We start from the raw sequence: 20,606 nt of genomic DNA, 5'->3' as shown, positions 1-20,606 counted from the left end.
TCCGGTCAGCCACCAAGCGCAGAAAATTTTTCCACAATGATGCCTCTGCCATGAAAGTGGTGTACCTGGCGATACAACAGGCAGCGAAGAAATGGACCATGCCTATACAACACTGGCGACAGGCACTCAATCGCTTTGATATAGAATTTGGTGAGCGTATCCGCGCTCACCAATAGCTCCGGGAGGACTTACACAGTTATTTTTACAGGCTCTTTTTTTAGCGAAGGCAGATTAGCATGTCAGTTTATTTTTACGTGTGACGAAAATCACATTTTCGTCACATTTTTAAAAAGCCGCATCCTGGTCCTGGGAGTAACTTATAACAATGATAAATCTCATTGTAAAACACCTTGCAAAACCCGCTTGCAAACAAAAACAGCCCTGAAACCAGGGCTGTTTTATGATCTGGATTAAAGATTCATTAGTGAATGATTTTCTTCAGGAAATCACGGGCGCGCTCTGATCTGGCATTCTCAAAGAATTCATCTTTAGAACAATCTTCCACTATCGCACCTTTATCCATAAAGACGATGCGATTCGCTACTTTCTTGGCAAAACCCATTTCATGGGTCACCACCATCATGGTCATGCCTTCTTGTGCCAGGCCCACCATGACATCCAGCACCTCATTGATCATTTCAGGATCAAGTGCAGAAGTTGGTTCATCAAACAACATGGCGATCGGGTCCATCGACAAGGCACGGGCTATCGCCACACGCTGTTGCTGACCACCGGATAACTGACCAGGGAATTTGTCTTTCTGGGCAATCAGGCCTACGCGATCCAGGTATTTGAGACCACGCTCAGTCGCTTCTTCTTCTGAACGGCCCAGTACTTTGACCTGACCTATGGTCAGGTTCTGGCGTATAGACAGATGCGGGAACAATTCAAAGTTCTGGAACACCATGCCTATGCGCGCACGCAGCTTGGACAAATTGGTTTTAGGATCGCCGACAGAAATACCTTCCACAGTGATCTGACCTTTCTGGAAAGGCTCCAGGCCATTGACGGTCTTGATCAGAGTCGATTTACCGGAACCGGAAGGACCACATACCACCACCACTTCACCCTTGGATACCTCGGTCGTGCAGTCCGTCAAGACCTGGAACTGACCATACCACTTACTGACATTATTTAAATTAATCATTTCAAATCTCCACAATATTCTTAACGTATGATCGCCACTTTTGCTTGCAACTTTTTCACGAGCGCGGACAAGCCAAAGCACATGAAGAAGTAGACAACCGCTGCGAAGGAATACATTTCCACCAGACGACCATCGCGCTGCGCGACTTTGGCGGCAGAACCGAAAAAGTCAGGAATCGACAAAATCGATACCAGCGATACGTCCTGGAACAAAACAATGGTTTGCGTCAGCAATATAGGGATCATATTGCGGAAAGCCTGTGGCAATACAATATTGCCCATGGTTTGCCAATAGTTCATGCCCATGGCATAACCAGCCCAGATCTGGCCACGCGGGATGGACTGTATGCCGGAGCGCATGATCTCGCAGTAATAAGCTGCTTCAAACATGACGAAGGTGATCAGGCAGGACGAAAAGGCACCAACTTGCACAGGGTCTTTCGAACCGAGTATCCAGGCACCAATATAGGGCACCAGAAAGTAAAACCAGAAGAGCACCAATACCAGGGGTATGGAGCGCATCAGGTTGACATAGCCAGATGCGATCAGATTAACTGCCTTGTTGCTTGATAAGCGCATCATCGCCAGCATAGTCCCGATGATAATGCCGCCCGTCATTGCCAGGAAAGTCAGCTTCAGCGTGAACACCATGCCAGTCTGGAACAAATACACCCAGGAGCGCTGGATCACATCAAAATCAAAATTACCCATGTTTAGTGCCCTCCACTATTGGCAGAACCAGAGGTAATGAAACCTGGTACGCGCAGTTTCTTTTCCAGCAAGGTCGACATCAAGATGGCGATCACTGACACGATCAGATAAATGATGGTAGCCGCACCATAGGCTTCAAAAGTCTGAAAAGAAAACTCTTGCATGGACCGTGTGCTGGCCATCAGCTCTATCAAGCCTATCGACAGGGCCACCGAGCTGTTTTTAATGATCGCCGCCACTTCGTTCACCAACGAAGGAATGATGATGCGAAACGCCATAGGCAAAAGTACGTAACGGTAAGTTTGCGGCAGTGTCAAACCCAGTGCCGTTCCCGCCATACGCTGGCCGCGCGGCAGTGCGTTGATACCTGTTGATACCTGTACTGCCACCCTTGCCGAAGTAAAAAATCCCAGGCTCAATACCGCAGTGACGAAAGGTGCATTCGGTAATTGCTTGAGTGCCGTGCCCCAGGCTTCGGGCAAGACTTCAGGGAAGACAAAATACCAAAGAAACATTTGCACGATCAATGGAATATTCCTGAACAATTCCACATAGGCATTTGCCAGCCTGACTACCCATTTATTGGGTGCAGTGCGCAGTGTCCCTATCACCAGGCCCAATGCCAAAGCAATCATCCAGGCTACGCCTGCTGTCGCCAGTGTCCATTTCAGACCGGCGATCAGGGACTCCAGATAGGTTCCCGTTCCATCGGGCGCAATGTCCCAAAAGATATTCCAATTCCAGTTGTAATTCATATTCTCCTCCTGTGCAGCGCTTTCAGCCCGATGTAGCAAGCTCACACTACATTGCCTTGCAAAAGAAAACGGGAGGTGCATCCCCCCGTTTTGTCGGACTACCTTGCCATGCTAAGTATTATTTTTTCTTTTTGTTCAATACAGCTTTTTGCGCCTCTGGAACAGCAGCATAAGCAGAAGGTTCGCCTGAATCAGTAGGCTTGGCTGCCACTACCTTGAGCTGGTCGGACATAGGCCAGTTCAAAGCGATACCTTTAGGAGGGATAGGTTGCATGAACCACTTGTGGTAGATGCGGTTAACGTCGCCAGAAGTCAGTACGTTGCCTATCGCTGTATCAACCACTTTCTTGAAGGCAGGATCATCTTTGCGCAGCATGATGCCGTAAGGCTCAACCGACAGCGCTTCCTTGCTGATTTCATACTCAGCCGGATTTTTTGAGTTGGATACTTGTGAAGCCAGCAGGATATCATCCATGACCCAAGCCACTGCACGACCAGTTTCCACCATCAGGAAAGCTTCTGCATGATCCTTGGCTGGCAAAATATTGATGCCCAGGTTCTGGTCAGCATTCAACTGTGTCAGTTGCTTGAGGTTGGAAGTGCCGGAAGTGGATACCACAGCCTTGCCCTTCAAATCAGCGAGGGTTTTGATGCCTGAAGCTTTTTTCGACAGAATACGATTAGCTGTCACAAAAGTGGTCGGTGCAAAAGCCACCTGCTTTTGACGCTCAACGTTATTGGTCGTGGAACCACATTCCAGGTCGATAGTACCGTTAGCCATCAAAGGGATGCGAGTGGCTGATGTTACCGGATTCATTTTGACATTCAGGGAAGTCAAGCCCAGTTGCTTTTGCACTGCAGTCACAATTTTCAGGCACAAATCTATGGAATAACCCTGATAAGACTGCTTATCATCCAGATAGGAAAAAGGGTTGGAGGAATCACGCACACCCAGGGTGATGGTTCCTGTTTCTTTGATTTTTTTCAATGTTCCAGTGTCTTGCGCTTGTGCTGCACCGGCGATCAAACCTGCTCCCACCAGACCTACCAACAATTTCGAAAATTTCATACTGTCTCCAGAAAGTTAAATCAAAAATCATGGCTTTGAGTTTAACAAAAACCCTCAGCAAATTACCGCTTTTTTCAATCGGTTTAATACGTATTACTACTTATACACTACTAAAAATGGGAGCAAAATTGACTTTCAAGCTACCCCTGCAAAAATCCATGCCTGCTCAGTAAAAACTGGGCCTGCCATCCAATTTCTCGAACGTCAGCTCAATCTGCTGTTGATGGCAAGCAAAGGTCGTGTTTGTTAATCCGCCACCTTGTCTGTGGGGAAACGTATATTGTCGCGCAACAGGAAATTCATGGGCATGTTCAGGTTTGCCCCTTTTGGGGGGACCGGCTTGCGGAACCACTTATCGTAGAGCTTGGTGACTTCACCATCGTTCATCAACCTGGCCATCTCACGGTCCAGTAGCGCTTTGAAGGCAGGATCGTCCTTGCGCAACATGATGGCATAAGGCTCCGTCGACAGAGAATCACCTACCACGACAAACTTGCTGGGGTCTTTGGCATTGGCGCGCTGTCCATATAACAGTACATCATCCACGGTAAAAGCATCTGCCTTACCACTCTCTACCATGCCAAATGATTCGTTATGATCGCTGCCTTCCATCAATTTCAAATCCAGGGCCCTGACCTTGTCACGATCATTGAGTAACTTGACAGTAGTTGTACCTTTGGAGGTTACCACCTTCTTGCCCTTGAGGTCGGTCCAGTTTTTAATGCCAGAATCGGCGCGAACGATCATTTTCGCTGTGGCAAAAAAGTGAGGGATAGTAAACGCCACCTGTTTGCGGCGCTCGGCATTATTGGTGGTTGAGCCACACTCCATATCCGCCTTGCCTTCGGCGATGGCAGGTATGCGTGAACTCCCTGTCACCAGGACATAATTCACATTCAGTTGCGGCAGCTTGAGCTCTTTTTTGATTGCATCGACCAGCCTCAGACAAATGTCCATGGAATAGCCTATGGGTTTCTTATCATCACCCAGATAAGAAAATGGAAAAGACGCCTCACGGTGTGCGATCGTCACCGTTTGCGTCTCTTTAATATGCGTCAGGGTATCCGCAGCTAATGAAAGCGGGGAGCACAAGACCAGCGCACAGGGCAAGCCAGCCTTTACTATCCATTTTAAAGCTTTCATATAATCCTCTTTGAACGTGGTTCAGGATGTTAATGATAAAGACTCATAAAATTCAACAGAAAAATTCACATTTAACAAAATATTATTCAGTATTTTTTACAATTTATACTTATAAAAATGCTAAAAACATCTATGCAATTATCATTCCAGCCAGATCAAACAGGTTACACTGCTCATGCTCCGTTTTGATGACATTCAACATGTCAGCTGACTGCCGATTTCTTTTTTCGGCAATCTGGAGAGGTATAGTGCAGAACGCGATCTTGGTTGTATAACCCCAAAATCGCGCCCAATTCTTCATATATGGCAACAATCACCTATCAGGATAGATGATTGATCGCCATTTACAATTCCAGATTATGGATACAAGCCACGCACTTCGCGTGCTTGCAACACTCTGGAGCAACCAATAATAAAGGCTGCAGTACGCAGGGAGACATTCTTGTCTTCTGTCACTTGCCAGACTGAATTAAAGGCTTCCTTCATGATACGGGTCAAACGCAGGTTGATTTCATCTTCAGACCAGAAATAGCTGGAGAAATCCTGTACCCACTCAAAATAAGACACTGTCACGCCACCGGCATTGGCGATAACGTCTGGCACTACCAGGACGCCCTTGTCGCGCAAGATATCGTCGGCTTCTGGTGTGGTCGGGCCATTCGCGCCTTCAAGAATGATTTTGGCGCGGATCTGGTCAGCGTTCTTAACTGTGATTTGTTGTTCCAGTGCTGCCGGGATCATGATATCGCAGTTCACAGACCAGAATTCATCATTTGGCAAAACTGCTTCTATACCTTCAAAACCAGCAACACTGCCTTTGGCTGCGACGTGGTCCAGCAATTTGGCAACATCCAGGCCATTTGAATGGAAAATCGTGCCGCCGTGATCTTGCACTGCCACGATCTTGGCACCAGCGTCTGCAAACAGACGGGCAGCGATACCGCCCACATTACCAAAACCTTGCACGGCAATTTTTGCACCAGCAATGTTCAGACCGCGCTTGGCAGCTGCTTCGCTACCGACCACGAATACACCACGGCCAGTCGCTTCACGACGACCCAGGCTACCACCGAGGGAAATCGGTTTGCCGGTGACTACACCAGTGGCGGTGCGGCCCTCATTCATGGAATAGGTATCCATCATCCATGCCATGGTTTGTTCATTGGTGTTGACGTCCGGTGCCGGGATATCTTTATCCGGGCCTATGATGATGCCGATTTCAGACGTGTAACGACGCGTCATGCGCATCAGTTCGCCACGTGACAAGGTTTTTGGATCAACACGGATACCACCTTTGGCACCACCGTAAGGCACGTTGACTGCGGAGTTCTTGATGGTCATCCAGGCAGACAAGGCCATCACTTCTGACAGCGTCACATCCTGATGGAAACGCACACCACCCTTGCCCGGGCCGCGGGAAGTATTGTGCTGTACGCGATAGCCCTCGAAGTGAGCAATGGTGCCATCATCACGCTCGATAGGCACGTCAACGACGAGGATACGCTTGGGGCGCTTCAGGGTTTCTACCCAACGGGACAAATGCCCCAGGTAAGGGGTAACACGATCGATTTGCTCAAGGTAAACGGACCAAGGACCTGTCTCTGTCGGGGTAAGATAGGACGGTATCTGGTGCTGGCTGGACATGGTATGACCTCATGAAATGGTTAGACTGGTATGCGTATCTTTTTGCACTTCTTTCAATTCAGACTGGCTCCTAGCCAAGGCTGAAAGCAGACGCATAGTAGTCTTTTCACTCTAAAATCAGCCAATGCTTTGTTTGCATGAATCTATGCATGAAATGCATAACCGTGAAATGGCCTTATGTTATAGCCATCAAGCATTCATCTGACAAAACCATGCCACAAGGATGCCGAAGAGATTCAGGCTGGCCGGCGGCTCTTGGCCTGCCGGTTCTTATCTTGTTTTTCTTCCGACTGCGATTGCTCCAGGTAGTCCCATAGACGTGACACAATCATCTTGCCTGGTCTTTGTATGGATGGTCGTTCACGATACAGGCGAATTTCCATATTCACTTCCCAGGCACCACTACCATCATCAGCGCGGGCCAGTTGCTTTTGCTTGATCTCGCGAGTGACTGCAGACTCGGGCAAAAAGGCCACGCCGCGGCCTTCCAGTGCCATCATTTTCAAGCCCTCGGCCATATCGGTTTCATAGCATTTTTCCAGATGCAGGGGCTGGCGGGTATCGTTCAAGATCAAGTCGACCATACGCCCCAGGTAGGCATTATTGGCATAGGCCAGGAAGGGCAAGGGCTCTTTCTCGGTGCCGGGCAAGAGCAACTCTGGCACACCGTTTTTGTCACAACGGGTGTAGGCCCGCAAAGCCTCGGTCCCCATGCTGATCATGTCGTACTGGCTGCTATCAAGCAAAAGCGGCTGGCGTGGATGGTGATAACACAGCAGCAAGTCACAACCGCCCTCGACCAGAGTCATGACGGCATCATGCACATTCAGGGCCAGGAGGCGGCTATTGATTTCACCAAAGGCAGCTTCCAGGCTGGTCAGCCAGCGTGGCACATAGGTTAGCGAAAGGGTATGCGGAACCGCAAAATCCACCGTGGTTTGCGTGGTGGTGCGCTTGCCGCGCAACAGCGCGCGGGCATTATTGATTTGCCCCAGCATGGCGATGGCCTGCTCATAGAAAACTTCACCCGCATGCGTCAAGCGCGTGGGGTAAGAAGTACGGTCTATCAGGTCGCTGCCCAGCCAGGCTTCCAGTGATTGTATGCGGCGCGAAAATGCCGGTTGTGTCACATGGCGCAATTCAGCCGAGCGGCTGAAACTATTGGTCTCTGCCAGGGATACAAAATCTTCCAGCCACTTGGTTTCCATTTATGCACTCACCAATTCAACTTCATCTGCTTCGTCATCATCTTCTTCTGCCTGGTTTTTTTTCTTGCTTTGCTGGCGTTCCCACATGCGCGTATAAGCACCTTGCAGGGCCAGCAAATCATGATGGGTGCCACGCTCTACGATGCGCCCTTTGTCCATGACCAGTATCTGTTGCGCATCAACGATGGTCGATAAACGGTGCGCTATCACCAGGCTGGTACGGCTGCGCGCAATGTCTTTCAACTGCGCCTGTATCAATTGCTCGGCCTGAGAATCGAGTGCTGAAGTGGCTTCATCAAAAATAAAAATCGACGGATTTTTCAACAAGGTACGGGCGATGGCCACGCGCTGCTTTTCACCACCGGATAATTTCAAGCCACGCTCACCCACCATGCTGTCATAACCATCGGGCAGTGATTCGATAAAGTCATGGATATAGGCAGCTTTGGCAACAGCAATAATCTCGTCTTTACTCGCTCCCGGTTTGCCGTAGGCGATGTTGTATTCTATGCTGTCATTGAACAAGACCGTATCCTGCGGGACTATACCTATCGCGGCCCTGACCGAGGCTTGCGTCACATCGCGCAAGTCCTGGCCATCGATGGAAATATGACCGGACTGAATGTCATAAAAACGAAACAACAAACGCGATAAAGTGGATTTACCAGAACCACTATGCCCGACGACTGCCGTCGTCGTGCCCGGTGCAACTGTGAAGTCCACATCAAACAAAATCTGGCGCTTTTCTTCATAGCTGAAATTCACATGCTGGAAACGGATTTCTGCGCCATTCCTGTGGTGTACCTGCAAGGCTTGTGCATTCGCATCGTCGGCCACTTCACGGTTCTGGTCTAGCAGGGAAAACAGCCTTTCCATGTCCGCCAGGCTTTGCTTGATTTCACGGTACAAGACGCCCAGAAAATTGAGGGGAATATACAGCTGTATCATGAAGGCATTCACCAGTACCAGGTCACCCAGACTCATGGTGCCATCGATGACGCCTTGGGTGGCACGCCACAGGATCAGGGTCACGGCAGTGGCGATGATCATGGATTGCCCGGTATTGAGCAAGAACAGGCTGCTTTGTGATTTGACGGCGGCTGTTTCAAAACTCTTCAAACCTACGTCGTAGCGCTGTGCCTCGTATTCTTCATTGCCAAAATATTTGACGGTTTCATAGTTGAGCAGGGAATCGATGGCCTTGGTATGCGCCTTGGAATCCAGCTCATTCATGGTACGACGGAAATGCGTGCGCCACTCAGTCACGACGATGGTGAAAACGATATACGTGACCAGTGCCGTCGCAGTAATCACGCTGAACCATTTATCGTAATGCGTGCCCAGGTAAATCAGGACCAGGGTGATTTCCAGCAAAGTAGGGACGATGCTGAACAGGGCGTAAGAAATCAGTGAAGATATCGCCCGCGTGCCTCGTTCTATATCACGTGTGACACCACCCGTTTGCCGGTTCAGATGAAAGCGCAAAGACAGGGCATGCAAGTGACGAAACACTTGCAGGGCTATGGTGCGCACTGCCCTTTGTGTGACTTTGGCAAACACGAACTCACGCAATTCTGTGAACAGGGTGGTCGATAAGCGCAGTGCGCCATAGGCGATCAGCAAACTCACAGGCAAGACCATGACAGCCGCAGGATGAGCAGGGCTGATGGTCATGCTATCCACCAGGTTTTTCAAGACCATGGGTACACCAACATTGGCCAGCTTGGCAGCGACCAGGAAAGTCAGCGCCAGTAAAACGCGCCACTTGTATGCCCATAAATAAGGCAATAAGGTCTTGACTGTGGACCAGTCACCACGCTGACCATGGTTGCTGGCCTGGCCAGCGGCAGATGGACTACGAACGGATTCATTACGTCGCATTAATGGGGTACTCGTTTGTGGGTTGAATGAGCTAGCCAGCGCTGTGGTAACAACAGGGCTGGCCTGAATTGGCAATTCAACAAAATCGCATCCGTAGCAAGGAGGCAACAAAGAGAAAAACACGCCATGCAATAAAGCATAGGGAAAATTATAGGCTATAAACCCTTTGTCTATCAGCCACCATGTACCGCAATCGCCGAATGCCCGAACACTGTTGCAGACTTTGCACTTGAGCTAACGTACAATTAGCTTTTCGTCTACTTCGCATAACTTGGTAAAGATGAGCAAGAATAAACTGGTGATTTTTGGTAGTAGCAATATTTTGTCTGATTTGTTTGATTGCGCACTGGCAAACGGCTTGACGGTTTCCAGGATTGTTCTGCATCTGCCTGAAACACCCGGCGAACGCGACCTCAGTCTGGCAGAACGTCTGAGCGTATGGGCAAGCTATGGCCCGGTGCCTGAAGTCGTGGAATTAGCTGATTTTCAGCCAGCGCAGGATGAGCTGTATTTGCTCGGCCCTACCACGCCCACGCGCCACGTGCTGGAACAGGAAATACTGCAGCGCTGTCCAGCGCATGGGCTGGAGTTCCATACCCTGATACATCCTCGTGCCTATGTCTCGCCGCTGGCAAAACTGGCGGCGGGTGTATTTATCGGTGCCAATAGCGTGATCGGCCCCGGCGCGGTATTGGGTCGCCATGTGTTTGTCAATCGTGGTGTCACCATAGGGCACGATACCCATATAGACGCTTTCTCACGAGTGCAGCCGGGCAGCAATGTCGGTGGCTTGTCACGCATAGGCCATAGCGTCACAATCGCCATTGGTGCCACCCTGACCGAACGCCTGCGCATAGGCGACCATGCCTTCATCGGTGCCGGTGCCGTAGTCATCAGCGATGTTGAAGCCGGAGCACTGATGGTGGGCAATCCGGCCAGGTTCAAGAAGTCTGTGCTGCCATCCTCAGATTAAAGCGTGTAAGCGCCAGTTCGCAAGCGCCTTGCAGACTGGCAGCAGCCTTGTCCAGATCCAGATAGTCATCAAAGTGTTTTTGCATGGACTGACCAGTTGCTTTCCGGGCATCAGGATTGTGCAACCACAACATCAGGGTCTGGAAATAATCCTGCAAGTTTGCCTGCGCTGCCTGGCCCAGTTTGTCGCCGCCGTCCGAGCCCGACAAACTCAGGGCGGGCAAGGCCAGCGCCATGGCTTCGGCCACGGCAAAACCACCACCCATCATGGGTGGGTTGATGTAAATATCACTGCAAGTCAGGTATTTGACTGCATCAGCGCAAAATGCCACACATTGCACCTGGCCCGCCCTGGCAGACTGCAAGGCCGAGGGTAAAGCGCCATTGCCACCGACGATGAGCCACAGGACATCAGGATACTGATTCAAGACCTGCAACATGGCCGCAGCCCATTCACCCTTGATCCTGGCCTCACTCTCACTGACCAGGGTGACGAGGATCAGCTTGTCGGCAGGCAGCCCCAGCGATGCACGTGTATGCCCGTGCTGCATGTCCGGCCTTTGCACACGGTAGGAATGGTAGTAAGCCTGGCCGGGCGGGAAAGCCGCGTCCCAGCTTGAAACCTGTTGCCCATCCAGCTCTCGCTGCGCGGTCAACCATACGTCGGCTGGGACCATGGGTGAGAGTGAATTGATACCCAGGCTGAGCACTGGACGTGCAGGATAAGTGGCAGTTGCCAAACCCGCATACAGGCCCACAAACATCACCAGATCAGGATCAAACGAGCCCATTTGTGCCAGCAGGCTATGCCATCTTTGCAAGAGTGAAAAGCGTACATCGCCAGTCATGACCTGGCCACCCTGGCCCAGGTATTTGTCCCAGCCTGCTGTTACGAATTGCGGCTCTGGGGTATACGAATGACTACCGAGGTAATGCTTGAAATCCGGCCCCAGTAATTCTTGTGCGGAATACAGCACGACTTCATAACCAAGCTGGCGCAAGTTTGCAGCCTGTTGCAAGGCCATCAGCGTCGGCGGATGTTTGACATTACTAAGGAAAGGGGCAATCAGGGCCACTTTGCTTACCACGCCGATGGCACGTTTTTTCAGCACTTGCGTGGGCCGTGCCTGCTGCCATATCCAAGGATTGAGGCTGTTGACGATAGCGGGCAAGCCCAGCGCCTGCAACCGCTGACGAAAAGCCTGGCGTCCTGGCGTATCGAGTAGCACTCTTTGCCAGCTATATTGCAGAAAAGTCATGAGCCGGTCGACATCATAGGGTTGCAGGCCGAGGATAATTTGTCCCGCCTGCTGGAGATATTCCGGCCTGCCGGTCAGCATGTCAAGAAAGGTGGCACGGTAAAAACCAGGCAAGCCATCAGCTGCAATATTCGCCAGCAAAAACTGCTCCAGTTGCAGGCTCAGGGCAGGCGTGGCATGCCGGCGCAACAAGTCCACCATCTGGTGCCAGCCATGGCTGGCAGTGGGATTGGCAACGGTCCGCATGACGACATCGTCCAGCAGTTTTAATTCTTCGTGTTTGGCTTCCATCATCTTCTTTGATTTTCATGCCAGTACAGCAGGTCTCTTTTTCTGTATTCTGACGATGAAATTATTACATTGTCATCGACTTCACAATATATCACTGTGTAAGTCAATGACAAGCCACTTGCTTTATTCAGTCTGCACGAAAATTGGTTTAAGATGATCTATCAAACTGATTCTACTTACCAATACAAGACCATCATGACTGAACAAATTTCCAACGGGCTGCCATCACATATGCCCACGCTCAGGGTTATGCCCATGCCTTCCGATGCCAATGTCCATGGTGACGTGTTTGGTGGCTGGATCATGTCGCAGGTCGATATTGCCGGCGCCATCCCGGCTGCCCGCCGCGCCAATGGCCGGGTTGCCACTATTGCGGTGAATTCTTTCCTGTTCAAACAGCCGGTATTTGTGGGCGACTTGTTGTCGTTTTATGCGGAAGTGGTCAAGGTCGGTAATACCTCCATCACGGTCTCAGTTGAAGTCTACGCAGAACGCAATCGCCTGCAAGCCAATACCGTCAAAGTCACCGAAGCCACACTAACCTATGTCGCCACTGGCAATGACCGCAAACCACGTCAGATTCCACCGCTGGAAGAAATTACTAAGGTGAACTGAGCATTTTTATGAAGTTATCACGTCGTTCGTTTTTACAGCAGTCCCTGCAATTTAGCAGCTTTGTGGCACTGGCCCAGGCTTTTCCCGGCTTTGCTGCCGAACGCAGCAGCGTCTATCCATTCAGTCTAGGTGTAGCCTCAGGCTCGCCCCGGCATGACAGTGTGGTCTTATGGACGCGTCTGCTGCCCGATCCCCTGAATGCTGCTACCCTGCCAGCCGTGCCGTATAAGCTGCGTTGGGAAATCGCCGAGGATGAGCAATTCCACCGCATGGTTAACAAGGGTGAGGCCCATGCCCTGCCCGAGTTGGCTCATAGCGTGCATGTCGATGTGACGGGCTTGCAGCCAGATCGCTGGTATTGGTATCGCTTCATACTGGGCGACGCCGTCAGCCCGGTAGCACGCACCCGTACTGCACCTGCAACTGATGCCCTGGTCAGCAATTTGCGACTGGCGGTAGCCTCTTGCCAGCATTGGGAATTTGGTGAATATGCAGCGCACCGCCATATCGCCGCTGCCAATCCTGATCTGGTGGCATTTTTGGGTGATTATATTTATGAGTGGGGGCCGTATGACCTGCGCCACCCGGCCAAGCCACGCAGTCGCGATATAGAAAGCTTCAGCCTGGCAGAATACCGCGCCCGCTATGCCCAATACAAGACGGATCCGCAATTGCAGGCAGCCCACCATGTGGCACCATGGATAGTCACCTGGGATGACCATGAAGTCGCCAATGACTATGGCAATGACAGGGATGAAAGGCTGGACGTCAACTTCCTTTCACGCCGCGCGGCTGCCTACCAGGCATTTTATGAACACATGCCGGTACGTCTGCACCCCAGCCACAATGACTTTGCCAATATGCGTATCTATGACCGCTATGAATGGGGCAGGCTGGCAAAATTCCATGTGCTTGACAGTCGCCAATATCGTTCTTACCAGGTTTGTGCCAAGCCGGGGCGTGGTGGTTCAAACTCGGTCAGCAATGCTGAATGCAGTGACAGGATGGACCCTACTCACACCATGCTGGGCATGGAGCAGGAAAAATGGTTGGCACGCGGTTTTGCCAATTCAGCGGCGAAGTGGAATATCCTCACCCAGCAAACCTTGATGGCACAATCCAGCCAGACTGCCGTTACGCATGAGGGAGAAGGCAAATTCTGGACCGATGGCTGGGATGGTTATCCCGTCGCCAGACAGCGTTTGATGGAAGACCTGCAAAAGCACAAGCCCAGCAATCCCATGGTGATTTCTGGTGATGTGCATACCTTTTATGCAGCCAACCTGAAGCGTGATTTTTATAACAAGGCTTCTGTCAGTAATCCTATACTGGCGACCGAGTTTTGCGGCACCTCAATCACCTCCAGCTCACGTCCGCAAGAACGTACGGACCAGTATGTGGCTCAAAATCCGCATCTCAAATATGGCCGCAGTGACAAACGTGGTTTCATCCTCATGGATATTTCCCAGACCAGGATACAAACTCATTTCCTGGCGCTGGATGATGTCGCCAAGGCTGATTCTGGCATCGCTACCTTGAAGAGTTTTGTAGTGGAGGATGGCAAGCCGGGCGTTGTGTCTGGATAATTGCGTCAGTTTCTCAGTATGTCATACACAATAAAAAAGGAAGGCCATGCCTTCCTTTTTTATTAACTGGATAGAAAACGTTTACGCCTTCTTTTCATCTCGCAACTCGCGACGCAAAATCTTGCCCACATTAGTCTTGGGCAAATCAGCACGGAACTCTATGTACTTCGGTTTTTTGTAAGCAGTGAATTGCTCCTTGCAATAATCCATGAGCTGGTCCACGGTCAGTGAAGGATCTTTGCGCACCACAAACAATTTCACGGCTTCGCCAGAATTGGCATCTGGCACACCGATACAGGCGCACTCAAGCACGCCAGGATGCATGACGATGACTTCTTCAATTTCATTTGGATAGACGTTAAAGCCTGACACCAGGATCATGTCTTTCTTGCGATCGACGATCTTGGTATAACCACGCTCGTCCATGATACCGACGTCACCGGTTTTGAAGAAACCATCGTCTGTCATGACCTTGGCAGTTTCTTCCGGGCGGTTCCAGTAACCGGCCATGACTTGTGGTCCACGAATGGCGATTTCGCCACGCTCCCCCAGGGCAACCGGTTTACCATCATCATCGAGTATGGCGACTTCAGTGGAAGAAATAGGCATGCCTATGGTGCCAGAAAACTCCTTGGTATCAGCTGGATTGGCAGTCGCTACCGGGGAAGTTTCTGACAAGCCATACCCTTCGGCAATCGCACAGCCGGTGATTTTGAGCCACTTGTCAGCCACGGCTTTTTGCACAGCCATGCCGCCGCCGCTGCAAATTTCATAACCAGAAAAATCCAGTGCGGCAAAATTAGGATTATTCAGCAAGCCGTTATACAAGGTATTGACTGCCGGGAAAATGTTGACGCGGTACTTGCCCAGTTCCTTGATAAAGCCAGGAATATCACGCGGATTGGGGATCAGCAAATTCAATGCACCTATACGCGTACCCAGCAAGCTGCAGACAGTCAACGCAAAGATGTGATACAGCGGCAAAGCACAGACGATGACTTTTTGTTCGTCGGCATGACCGACCATGCTGGGTGACAGCCAGGCATCATTTTGCAACATATTGGCGACTACATTCTTATGCAGCAAAGTCGCCCCCTTGGAAACACCGGTAGTACCACCTGTGTACTGCAGGAAAGCCACGTCCTCATGCGTCATTGCCACAGGCTTGAAACTCAGGCCAGCTGCTTCTGACATCACTTTATTAAATCGGACAGCACCAGGCAGAGAAAATGCCGGTACCATTTTTTTGACATGGCGCACCACAAAATTGACGATGGTTCCTTTCAAGCCACCCAGCATTTCACCCATGTTGGCAACGACGATGTGCTTGATCGCGGTCTTGCTGAGCACATGTTCCAGCGTGACGGCAAAATTTTCCAGGATGAAAATCGCTTCTGCACCCGAGTCTTTCAACTGATGCTCAAGCTCGCGTGGCGTATACAGGGGATTGACATTGACGACTGTGCAACCAGCACGCAAGATCGCCGCCATGACAACAGGATACTGCAAGACATTTGGCATCATGATGGCAACGCGGGCACCTTTTTTCAGACCCTTGGCTTGCAACCATGCAGCCAGTTGCTTGGACATTGTATCCAGTTCACCGTAAGTAATGCGCTTATCCATACAGGCATAGGCATCACGGCCAGCGAATTTCTGAAATGACTCTTCCAGCATTTGCACCAGAGATTGATACTGGTTTATATCAATTTCTGCCGGCACGCCTGCAGGATAGTTTTTCAGCCAAATCTTATCCATATTTTCTCCGTCTCCTATGATTGTTGTTTTATGGTGCTGCGCTGCAGTTTTTTTGTTTCACACATCCCTCTTCTATCGAGCACCGTGTGAGATACGACCATTGCAGGCATGCGTCCTCTAGTTTCGATGCTATCGACTAAGTTCTGCTAAAGCAAGCGATTTAAAGTCTACCTGAAACCATCCTCTAGGAAAATGTCGCACTGCAGCAAATTTTACCTTGATGATTTTTACTCTTTTTGATATATAACAAAGCCAGCCTGTCGCATCCACAGCAGGCTGGCTTTATGTCATCGGCGGTATTTTTTCTTCCGCAAGTAAAGACTTATACGCTTTTCTCAACCTCTACCAGCAAGTCGTAGAAGGTAGGGCCAGCGCCCATATCCGTTAAACGCTGGCTGGTGACTTCATTGGCATTCTTGTGATCGCCCGCAAGCTTTTTCCACCAGATAGACAGGCCCACCACCAGACCCGGCCTGGCCTTGTCGGTAACGCGCGCAATGGCTTCAAAACTGCCACGGTCATTGAATATCCTTAGCTTGTCTCCTTGTGCAATATGACGGCTACCTGCATCGTCAGGGTGGATATCCAGATGCGGCTCGCCCTCGGTATTGCGCAAGCTTTGCACATTGACGAAAGTGGAATTCAGGAAATTGCGCGCCGGAGGCGAAATCATGGCCAGCGGGTAGCGTGCTGCCAATGCTGCATTTGAAGCCACAGATTCATAGGGTGCGATATAAGTCGGCAAGGGATCAAGCCCGGCTTGTTTCATGCTCTCACTATAAAATTCGCATTTGCCAGATGGCGTGCCAAAGCCGCCGTGGGCAAATGGGGCATCAGCTACTTTCAGTTTTGCCCAGCCCGCTTTCTTTAAGGAAGACCAGTCAAAATGCACGGCATGCGCATGGCTCTTGTTAAAGGCCTGCGCTGCAATCTCATCATCACTTTCGCTGAAACAGGCCTCGTCAAAACCCATGGCCCTGGCGATCAAGCGGAAAATTTCAGTATTCGGTTTGGCTTCACCCAATGGAGTTATCGCCGGATTATTCGCCATCATGTACAGATGGCCATAGGTGCTATGGATGTCGGTATGTTCTAGTTGCGTTGTCGCTGGCAGCAAGATATCGGCAAAGTCTGCGGTATCGGTCTGGAAGTGTTCCAGTACGACAGTAAACAAGTCTTCACGCGCAAAGCCTTGTGCCACTTTGGAAGACTCGGGCGCAACCGCGACCGGGTTGGAGTTATAGACGATGACGGCCTCCACTTTGGGACCAAAATCAGCAGAAGCTTCACGCAATAAATCATCGCCTATGGTACTCATATTGATGGTGCGACGCGGCCAGTCTTGCGGGAACAAATCTGGTCTCTGTAGAGCGGCCGTGTTTTTGGGAAAAGCATCCGACATCGACAATTGTGTGCCGCCCGCAGCATGTCGCCAGGCCCCCGTCAAGGCTGGCAGACAGGCGATATTACGTACCGCCATGCCACCACCATGTACCCGTTGCACGCCATAATTCATGCGTATCATGCTGGCTTCACCACGCTTGCCGCATTCGCCATATTCCTTGGCGAGCTGGACGACCTCATCTGCGCTGATGCCACATACTTCGGCAACGCGTTCTGGTGTCCATGCTGCTACCCGTTCACACAATTGCTCAAAACCCAGGGTATGTTCTGCGATGTAATCATGATCGAGCAAATCTTCACGTATCAAGACATGCATGAGGCCCAGCGCCAATGCAGAATCAGTACCTGGCAACAAGGCAATATGCTGATGGCATTTCTCTGCCGTCAGTGAGCGATAAGGATCTATCGCAATCAGCTTGGCTCCATTGCGCTTGGCTTCTTGCACACGCATCCAGAAATGCAGATTGGAAGCAATAGGGTTGCCGCCCCACATAATAATCAACTTGGCATCCTGGGTATGCTCTATGTCTGCCCCCTGGCGCATGCCTACTGTATATTTATAACCAACACCACCGGCGGTTGCGCATATCGTGCGATCCAGAAAGGATGCACCAATCTTGTTGAAGAAGCGCATCGCCATGCTCTCCCCCTGCACCAGCCCCATGGTGCCAGCGTAACTGTAGGGCAGAATAGATAAAGGATTGCTGGCCGCCAGAGGCTTAAGTTTTTCAGCGATAGTCGCAATCGCTTCTTCCCAGGTAATACGGACAAACTTGCCCTCACCTTTTTTACCTATGCGCTTTTGTGGATAAAGCAGGCGATCCGGGTGATAAGTACGTTCGGTATAACGTGACACCTTGGTGCACAAGACCCCGGCCGTAGTTGGATGTTCGGGGTCACCCTTGACGGCGGTGGCGATGCCGTTTTCCACTGTCACATGCAAGGCGCAGGTATCGGGACAATCATGGGGACATACGGCTTTGACGATATTGCTGCTCATGGTGATCCTGGTTCTATGATTTATTTCATGCTATCAGTGCCGATGGCTTTATTCTTACAGCCTGATCGTTGTGGCAACTTGGCACCCTTACTTATTTTGCATATCTTATGTCATCGCCTGTTATGGCTACCGATACACAAATGCTGTTTTTCCGCGCATCAGCTGAAATTATTTTTTTTATTCAGGTAAAACATCCTGCTTGTCGCCCAGGCGTTTACCGGGATTTTTATGCTCCAATGCCAGCAAAGCTGCCGAATGATCTGCATAAGGATAATCGTGCAACAAGTCTCGATAGACATCCGTCACCAGCCTGGTGATAGGTAAGTCCACGCCGGCATGCTGAGCCGCAATGAGGATATTTTCCATATCCTTGGCCTGGCTTTTGACCTGGCCACCAGGCATGAAGCTCCTGTCCAGCATGCGCTGACCGTGCACTTCCAGTATCCTGCTCTCGGCAAAACCGCCACGCAAAGCCTGCCTTACCGCAGCCGGATCGGCACCACCGGCTTGCGCCAGCAACAGTGCTTCGGCCACGATATTAATCGTTGCACCAACAATCAACTGATTGCAAAGTTTGGCTAATTGTCCCGTGCCCGGGCCACCCACACGCTGCGGCTTACCCATGGCAGACAAGAGTTCTGCAATTTCAGAATAAATAGTTTCATCCGCACCAGCCATGATGGCCAGACTCCCTGCTTCCGCACCGATGACACCGCCAGAAACCGGCGCATCGATAAAATGCACATCCTGCTTTTGCAGCAAGGCATGCAGGGTCTGCGCCTGCGATTGCTGGATGGAACTCATGTCTATGACTATGCTGCCTGCACGCAGGGCAGGCAGCATTTGTTCTATCACTGCGGCCACGGCCTGGCCATCTTCCAGCATGGTAATCACAATATCGGCATCGGCTTGCTGCACAGCCAGCACTGCCGAGTCTGCCAGCCTGGCCCCGTCTGCAGTCAGCGCTGCCGCTTTTGCCAGAGTACGGTTCCAGACCGTCACCGGATAGCCAGCCAACAATAATCTGCGCGCCATGGGCTTGCCCATCAGACCAGTGCCCAGGAAAGCAATATTTGTTTGAGCTATCGGTTTCATATTCATATTTTTCAAGCAGGCAAGATTGACGGAACTAAATTGTATACGCTACATCTTAAGAGCATATTGCCAGAGATTGCTACAATAGCGTCCATGGTTTCAAATTGATGTCCGATTGATTTCTTATTTTCACCTGAAAGTCTATTTTATGCGTCTGCGTATTTCATCTTTAATCGCCATTGCCATCACGGCCATGTGCGCCAGCACTCCTGTACTTGCCGTGGATTCTGCCTCGTTGGAATTTGCTACCGGCAATAAAACCAAGATGCTGCGCGCAGGCTTGCAATCGAACTGGGATAACCAGTGGTTTTCTTCAAATGGCACCCACGTCGGCGGTTATTGGGATTACACTCTTGCCGAGTGGCGTGGTAATAATTTCCAGGGTAAGGGCGGCACACAAAACCTGACAGATATCGGTGTAACTCCTGTCTTCCGCTTTCAAAACGATAGCAAAAAAGGTTTTTACGGCGAAGCAGGCATAGGCTTGCATATGCTGTCAGAAATCTATGACAACAACAGCCGTCACTTTTCCACCAATTTCCAGTTCGGTGACCACATCGGCGTCGGCTATGTCACCAGGGATGGCTGGGATTTGAGCTTCAAGATCCAGCATTATTCCAACGGCGGCATCAAGCATCCAAATCCAGGTGTGAACTTTGCTGTGTTGAAGGCTGGGTACGCGTTTTAAGCGCTTACATGCAATTTGTATCTGCTGAATAAAAGAGGAGCGCAAGCTCCTTTTTTATTGTCTATAAGTTCGTATTCTCATTTCAATATCTGCTTGGTCCAATGATCGTTCAATTCCAGCATTTTCTATCGCACATCAGCGCTTTATACCTTAGTACGGCTTTGTTTTCTCAAGAGTGATTTATGCATGCTAATGACAGATACTTTCTTCATTGATCCACGAAAGTCGCTGGGCTCCTGCCTGCGCAGGGGCAGCGATTTTGAGGTTTTGCGTTGGAATACGCGCATCTGGACGCAAAGATTTGAACGCAACTTCACCGATCGTACTGGCACTGCTGGCAGCCAGCCGCCCTGGTGATAAGAGAGTTCGCTTAACAATCGT

At 50.5% G+C, this 20,606-nt stretch carries 17 protein-coding genes and 1 pseudogene; 5 read left to right on the top strand and 13 right to left on the bottom strand.

Annotation, left to right across the window (positions count from 1 at the left end; translation table 11 throughout):
• Positions 1–176 (top strand): annotated as a pseudogene (locus tag ACO0LC_RS28395) (IS256 family transposase); the annotation flags it as partial.
• A gap of 245 nt (positions 177–421) precedes the next feature.
• Here the strand turns inward: ACO0LC_RS28395 and ACO0LC_RS28390 are convergent.
• The 8 genes from ACO0LC_RS28390 to ACO0LC_RS28355 form a co-directional block, all read right to left on the bottom strand.
• Positions 422–1,147, bottom strand: a complete 726-nt coding sequence (locus ACO0LC_RS28390; protein ID WP_423009485.1) for an amino acid ABC transporter ATP-binding protein — start codon at positions 1,145–1,147, stop codon at positions 422–424.
• 20 nt (positions 1,148–1,167) lie between these two features.
• Positions 1,168–1,857, bottom strand: coding sequence for an amino acid ABC transporter permease (locus ACO0LC_RS28385; RefSeq protein WP_423009483.1), 690 nt, complete (start codon positions 1,855–1,857; stop codon positions 1,168–1,170).
• 2 nt (positions 1,858–1,859) lie between these two features.
• On the bottom strand, positions 1,860–2,612 hold the full coding sequence (locus tag ACO0LC_RS28380; RefSeq protein WP_423009481.1) for an amino acid ABC transporter permease: 753 nt from the start codon (positions 2,610–2,612) through the stop codon (positions 1,860–1,862).
• A gap of 118 nt (positions 2,613–2,730) precedes the next feature.
• Positions 2,731–3,681, bottom strand: coding sequence for a transporter substrate-binding domain-containing protein (locus tag ACO0LC_RS28375; RefSeq protein WP_423009479.1), 951 nt, complete (start codon positions 3,679–3,681; stop codon positions 2,731–2,733).
• Between the two features lie 246 nt (positions 3,682–3,927).
• Positions 3,928–4,824 (bottom strand): amino acid ABC transporter substrate-binding protein, encoded by an 897-nt coding sequence (locus ACO0LC_RS28370; RefSeq protein WP_423009478.1) that lies wholly within the window; start codon positions 4,822–4,824, stop codon positions 3,928–3,930.
• A gap of 357 nt (positions 4,825–5,181) precedes the next feature.
• Positions 5,182–6,468, bottom strand: coding sequence for a Glu/Leu/Phe/Val family dehydrogenase (locus ACO0LC_RS28365; RefSeq protein WP_423009476.1), 1,287 nt, complete (start codon positions 6,466–6,468; stop codon positions 5,182–5,184).
• 236 nt (positions 6,469–6,704) lie between these two features.
• The gene (locus tag ACO0LC_RS28360) at positions 6,705–7,676 is read right to left on the bottom strand and encodes a LysR family transcriptional regulator (protein WP_423009474.1); all 972 of its coding nucleotides are present in this window, start codon (positions 7,674–7,676) and stop codon (positions 6,705–6,707) included.
• Positions 7,677–9,557, bottom strand: a complete 1,881-nt coding sequence (locus ACO0LC_RS28355; RefSeq protein ID WP_423009472.1) for an ABCB family ABC transporter ATP-binding protein/permease — start codon at positions 9,555–9,557, stop codon at positions 7,677–7,679.
• A 280-nt stretch (positions 9,558–9,837) separates the two neighbouring features.
• Here ACO0LC_RS28355 and ACO0LC_RS28350 point away from each other — a divergent pair, with 280 nt between their 5' ends.
• A complete protein-coding gene (locus ACO0LC_RS28350; RefSeq protein WP_423009470.1) occupies positions 9,838–10,530 on the top strand; it encodes an acetyltransferase in 693 nt (230 codons plus the stop codon).
• Here ACO0LC_RS28350 and ACO0LC_RS28345 read toward each other — a convergent pair.
• Positions 10,499–12,079, bottom strand: a complete 1,581-nt coding sequence (locus ACO0LC_RS28345) for a hypothetical protein (RefSeq protein WP_423009468.1) — start codon at positions 12,077–12,079, stop codon at positions 10,499–10,501. The genes ACO0LC_RS28350 and ACO0LC_RS28345 overlap by 32 nt on opposite strands.
• Positions 12,080–12,274: 195 nt before the next feature.
• Between ACO0LC_RS28345 and ACO0LC_RS28340 the strand changes: the two genes are divergently transcribed.
• Both ACO0LC_RS28340 and ACO0LC_RS28335 read left to right on the top strand, forming a co-directional pair.
• A complete protein-coding gene (locus ACO0LC_RS28340; RefSeq protein ID WP_423009466.1) occupies positions 12,275–12,694 on the top strand; it encodes an acyl-CoA thioesterase in 420 nt (139 codons plus the stop codon).
• 8 nt (positions 12,695–12,702) lie between these two features.
• On the top strand, positions 12,703–14,280 hold the full coding sequence (locus tag ACO0LC_RS28335) for an alkaline phosphatase D family protein (protein WP_423009464.1): 1,578 nt from the start codon (positions 12,703–12,705) through the stop codon (positions 14,278–14,280).
• An 81-nt stretch (positions 14,281–14,361) separates the two neighbouring features.
• Here ACO0LC_RS28335 and ACO0LC_RS28330 read toward each other — a convergent pair whose 3' ends face one another.
• The 3 genes from ACO0LC_RS28330 to ACO0LC_RS28320 form a co-directional block, all read right to left on the bottom strand.
• Complete coding sequence (locus tag ACO0LC_RS28330) at positions 14,362–16,038, bottom strand: long-chain-fatty-acid--CoA ligase (protein ID WP_423009462.1); 1,677 nt, start codon at positions 16,036–16,038, stop codon at positions 14,362–14,364.
• A gap of 322 nt (positions 16,039–16,360) precedes the next feature.
• Positions 16,361–18,442 carry a molybdopterin-containing oxidoreductase family protein gene (locus ACO0LC_RS28325; RefSeq protein WP_423009460.1) on the bottom strand — a complete coding sequence of 694 codons (2,082 nt, stop codon included), beginning with the start codon at positions 18,440–18,442 and terminating at the stop codon, positions 16,361–16,363.
• Positions 18,443–18,619: 177 nt separating this feature from the next.
• Entirely contained in the window at positions 18,620–19,537 is a 918-nt protein-coding gene (locus ACO0LC_RS28320) for an NAD(P)-dependent oxidoreductase (protein ID WP_423009458.1), read from the bottom strand.
• 148 nt (positions 19,538–19,685) lie between these two features.
• On the opposite strand from ACO0LC_RS28320, the gene ACO0LC_RS28315 reads away from it, so the two are divergent.
• The gene (locus ACO0LC_RS28315) at positions 19,686–20,225 is read left to right on the top strand and encodes an acyloxyacyl hydrolase (protein WP_423009457.1); all 540 of its coding nucleotides are present in this window, start codon (positions 19,686–19,688) and stop codon (positions 20,223–20,225) included.
• 189 nt (positions 20,226–20,414) lie between these two features.
• Here ACO0LC_RS28315 and ACO0LC_RS28310 read toward each other — a convergent pair.
• The coding region (locus ACO0LC_RS28310) for a hypothetical protein (protein ID WP_423009456.1) at positions 20,415–20,606 on the bottom strand (192 nt) is incomplete at its 5' end.

It is taken from the genome of Undibacterium sp. JH2W, assembly GCF_049340425.1.
GTDB lineage: Bacteria > Pseudomonadota > Gammaproteobacteria > Burkholderiales > Burkholderiaceae_D > Undibacterium.
This window is presented reverse-complemented; position numbering and strand designations above follow the sequence as displayed.

What these genes read in the sequence shown, in the direction of transcription:
- ACO0LC_RS28360 (WP_423009474.1), bottom strand. Translation starts at nt 7,676, where the DNA reads ATGGAAACCAAGTGGCTGGAAGATTTTGTATCCCTGGCAGAGACCAAT.
- ACO0LC_RS28340 (WP_423009466.1), top strand. Translation starts at nt 12,275, where the DNA reads ATGACTGAACAAATTTCCAACGGGCTGCCATCACATATGCCCACGCTC.
- ACO0LC_RS28370 (WP_423009478.1), bottom strand. Translation starts at nt 4,824, where the DNA reads ATGAAAGCTTTAAAATGGATAGTAAAGGCTGGCTTGCCCTGTGCGCTG.
- ACO0LC_RS28330 (WP_423009462.1), bottom strand. Translation starts at nt 16,038, where the DNA reads ATGGATAAGATTTGGCTGAAAAACTATCCTGCAGGCGTGCCGGCAGAA.
- ACO0LC_RS28350 (WP_423009470.1), top strand. Translation starts at nt 9,838, where the DNA reads ATGAGCAAGAATAAACTGGTGATTTTTGGTAGTAGCAATATTTTGTCT.
- ACO0LC_RS28390 (WP_423009485.1), bottom strand. Translation starts at nt 1,147, where the DNA reads ATGATTAATTTAAATAATGTCAGTAAGTGGTATGGTCAGTTCCAGGTC.
- ACO0LC_RS28375 (WP_423009479.1), bottom strand. Translation starts at nt 3,681, where the DNA reads ATGAAATTTTCGAAATTGTTGGTAGGTCTGGTGGGAGCAGGTTTGATC.
- ACO0LC_RS28385 (WP_423009483.1), bottom strand. Translation starts at nt 1,857, where the DNA reads ATGGGTAATTTTGATTTTGATGTGATCCAGCGCTCCTGGGTGTATTTG.
- ACO0LC_RS28335 (WP_423009464.1), top strand. Translation starts at nt 12,703, where the DNA reads ATGAAGTTATCACGTCGTTCGTTTTTACAGCAGTCCCTGCAATTTAGC.
- ACO0LC_RS28355 (WP_423009472.1), bottom strand. Translation starts at nt 9,557, where the DNA reads ATGCGACGTAATGAATCCGTTCGTAGTCCATCTGCCGCTGGCCAGGCC.
- ACO0LC_RS28380 (WP_423009481.1), bottom strand. Translation starts at nt 2,612, where the DNA reads ATGAATTACAACTGGAATTGGAATATCTTTTGGGACATTGCGCCCGAT.
- ACO0LC_RS28345 (WP_423009468.1), bottom strand. Translation starts at nt 12,079, where the DNA reads ATGGAAGCCAAACACGAAGAATTAAAACTGCTGGACGATGTCGTCATG.
- ACO0LC_RS28320 (WP_423009458.1), bottom strand. Translation starts at nt 19,537, where the DNA reads ATGAAACCGATAGCTCAAACAAATATTGCTTTCCTGGGCACTGGTCTG.
- ACO0LC_RS28315 (WP_423009457.1), top strand. Translation starts at nt 19,686, where the DNA reads ATGCGTCTGCGTATTTCATCTTTAATCGCCATTGCCATCACGGCCATG.
- ACO0LC_RS28325 (WP_423009460.1), bottom strand. Translation starts at nt 18,442, where the DNA reads ATGAGCAGCAATATCGTCAAAGCCGTATGTCCCCATGATTGTCCCGAT.
- ACO0LC_RS28365 (WP_423009476.1), bottom strand. Translation starts at nt 6,468, where the DNA reads ATGTCCAGCCAGCACCAGATACCGTCCTATCTTACCCCGACAGAGACA.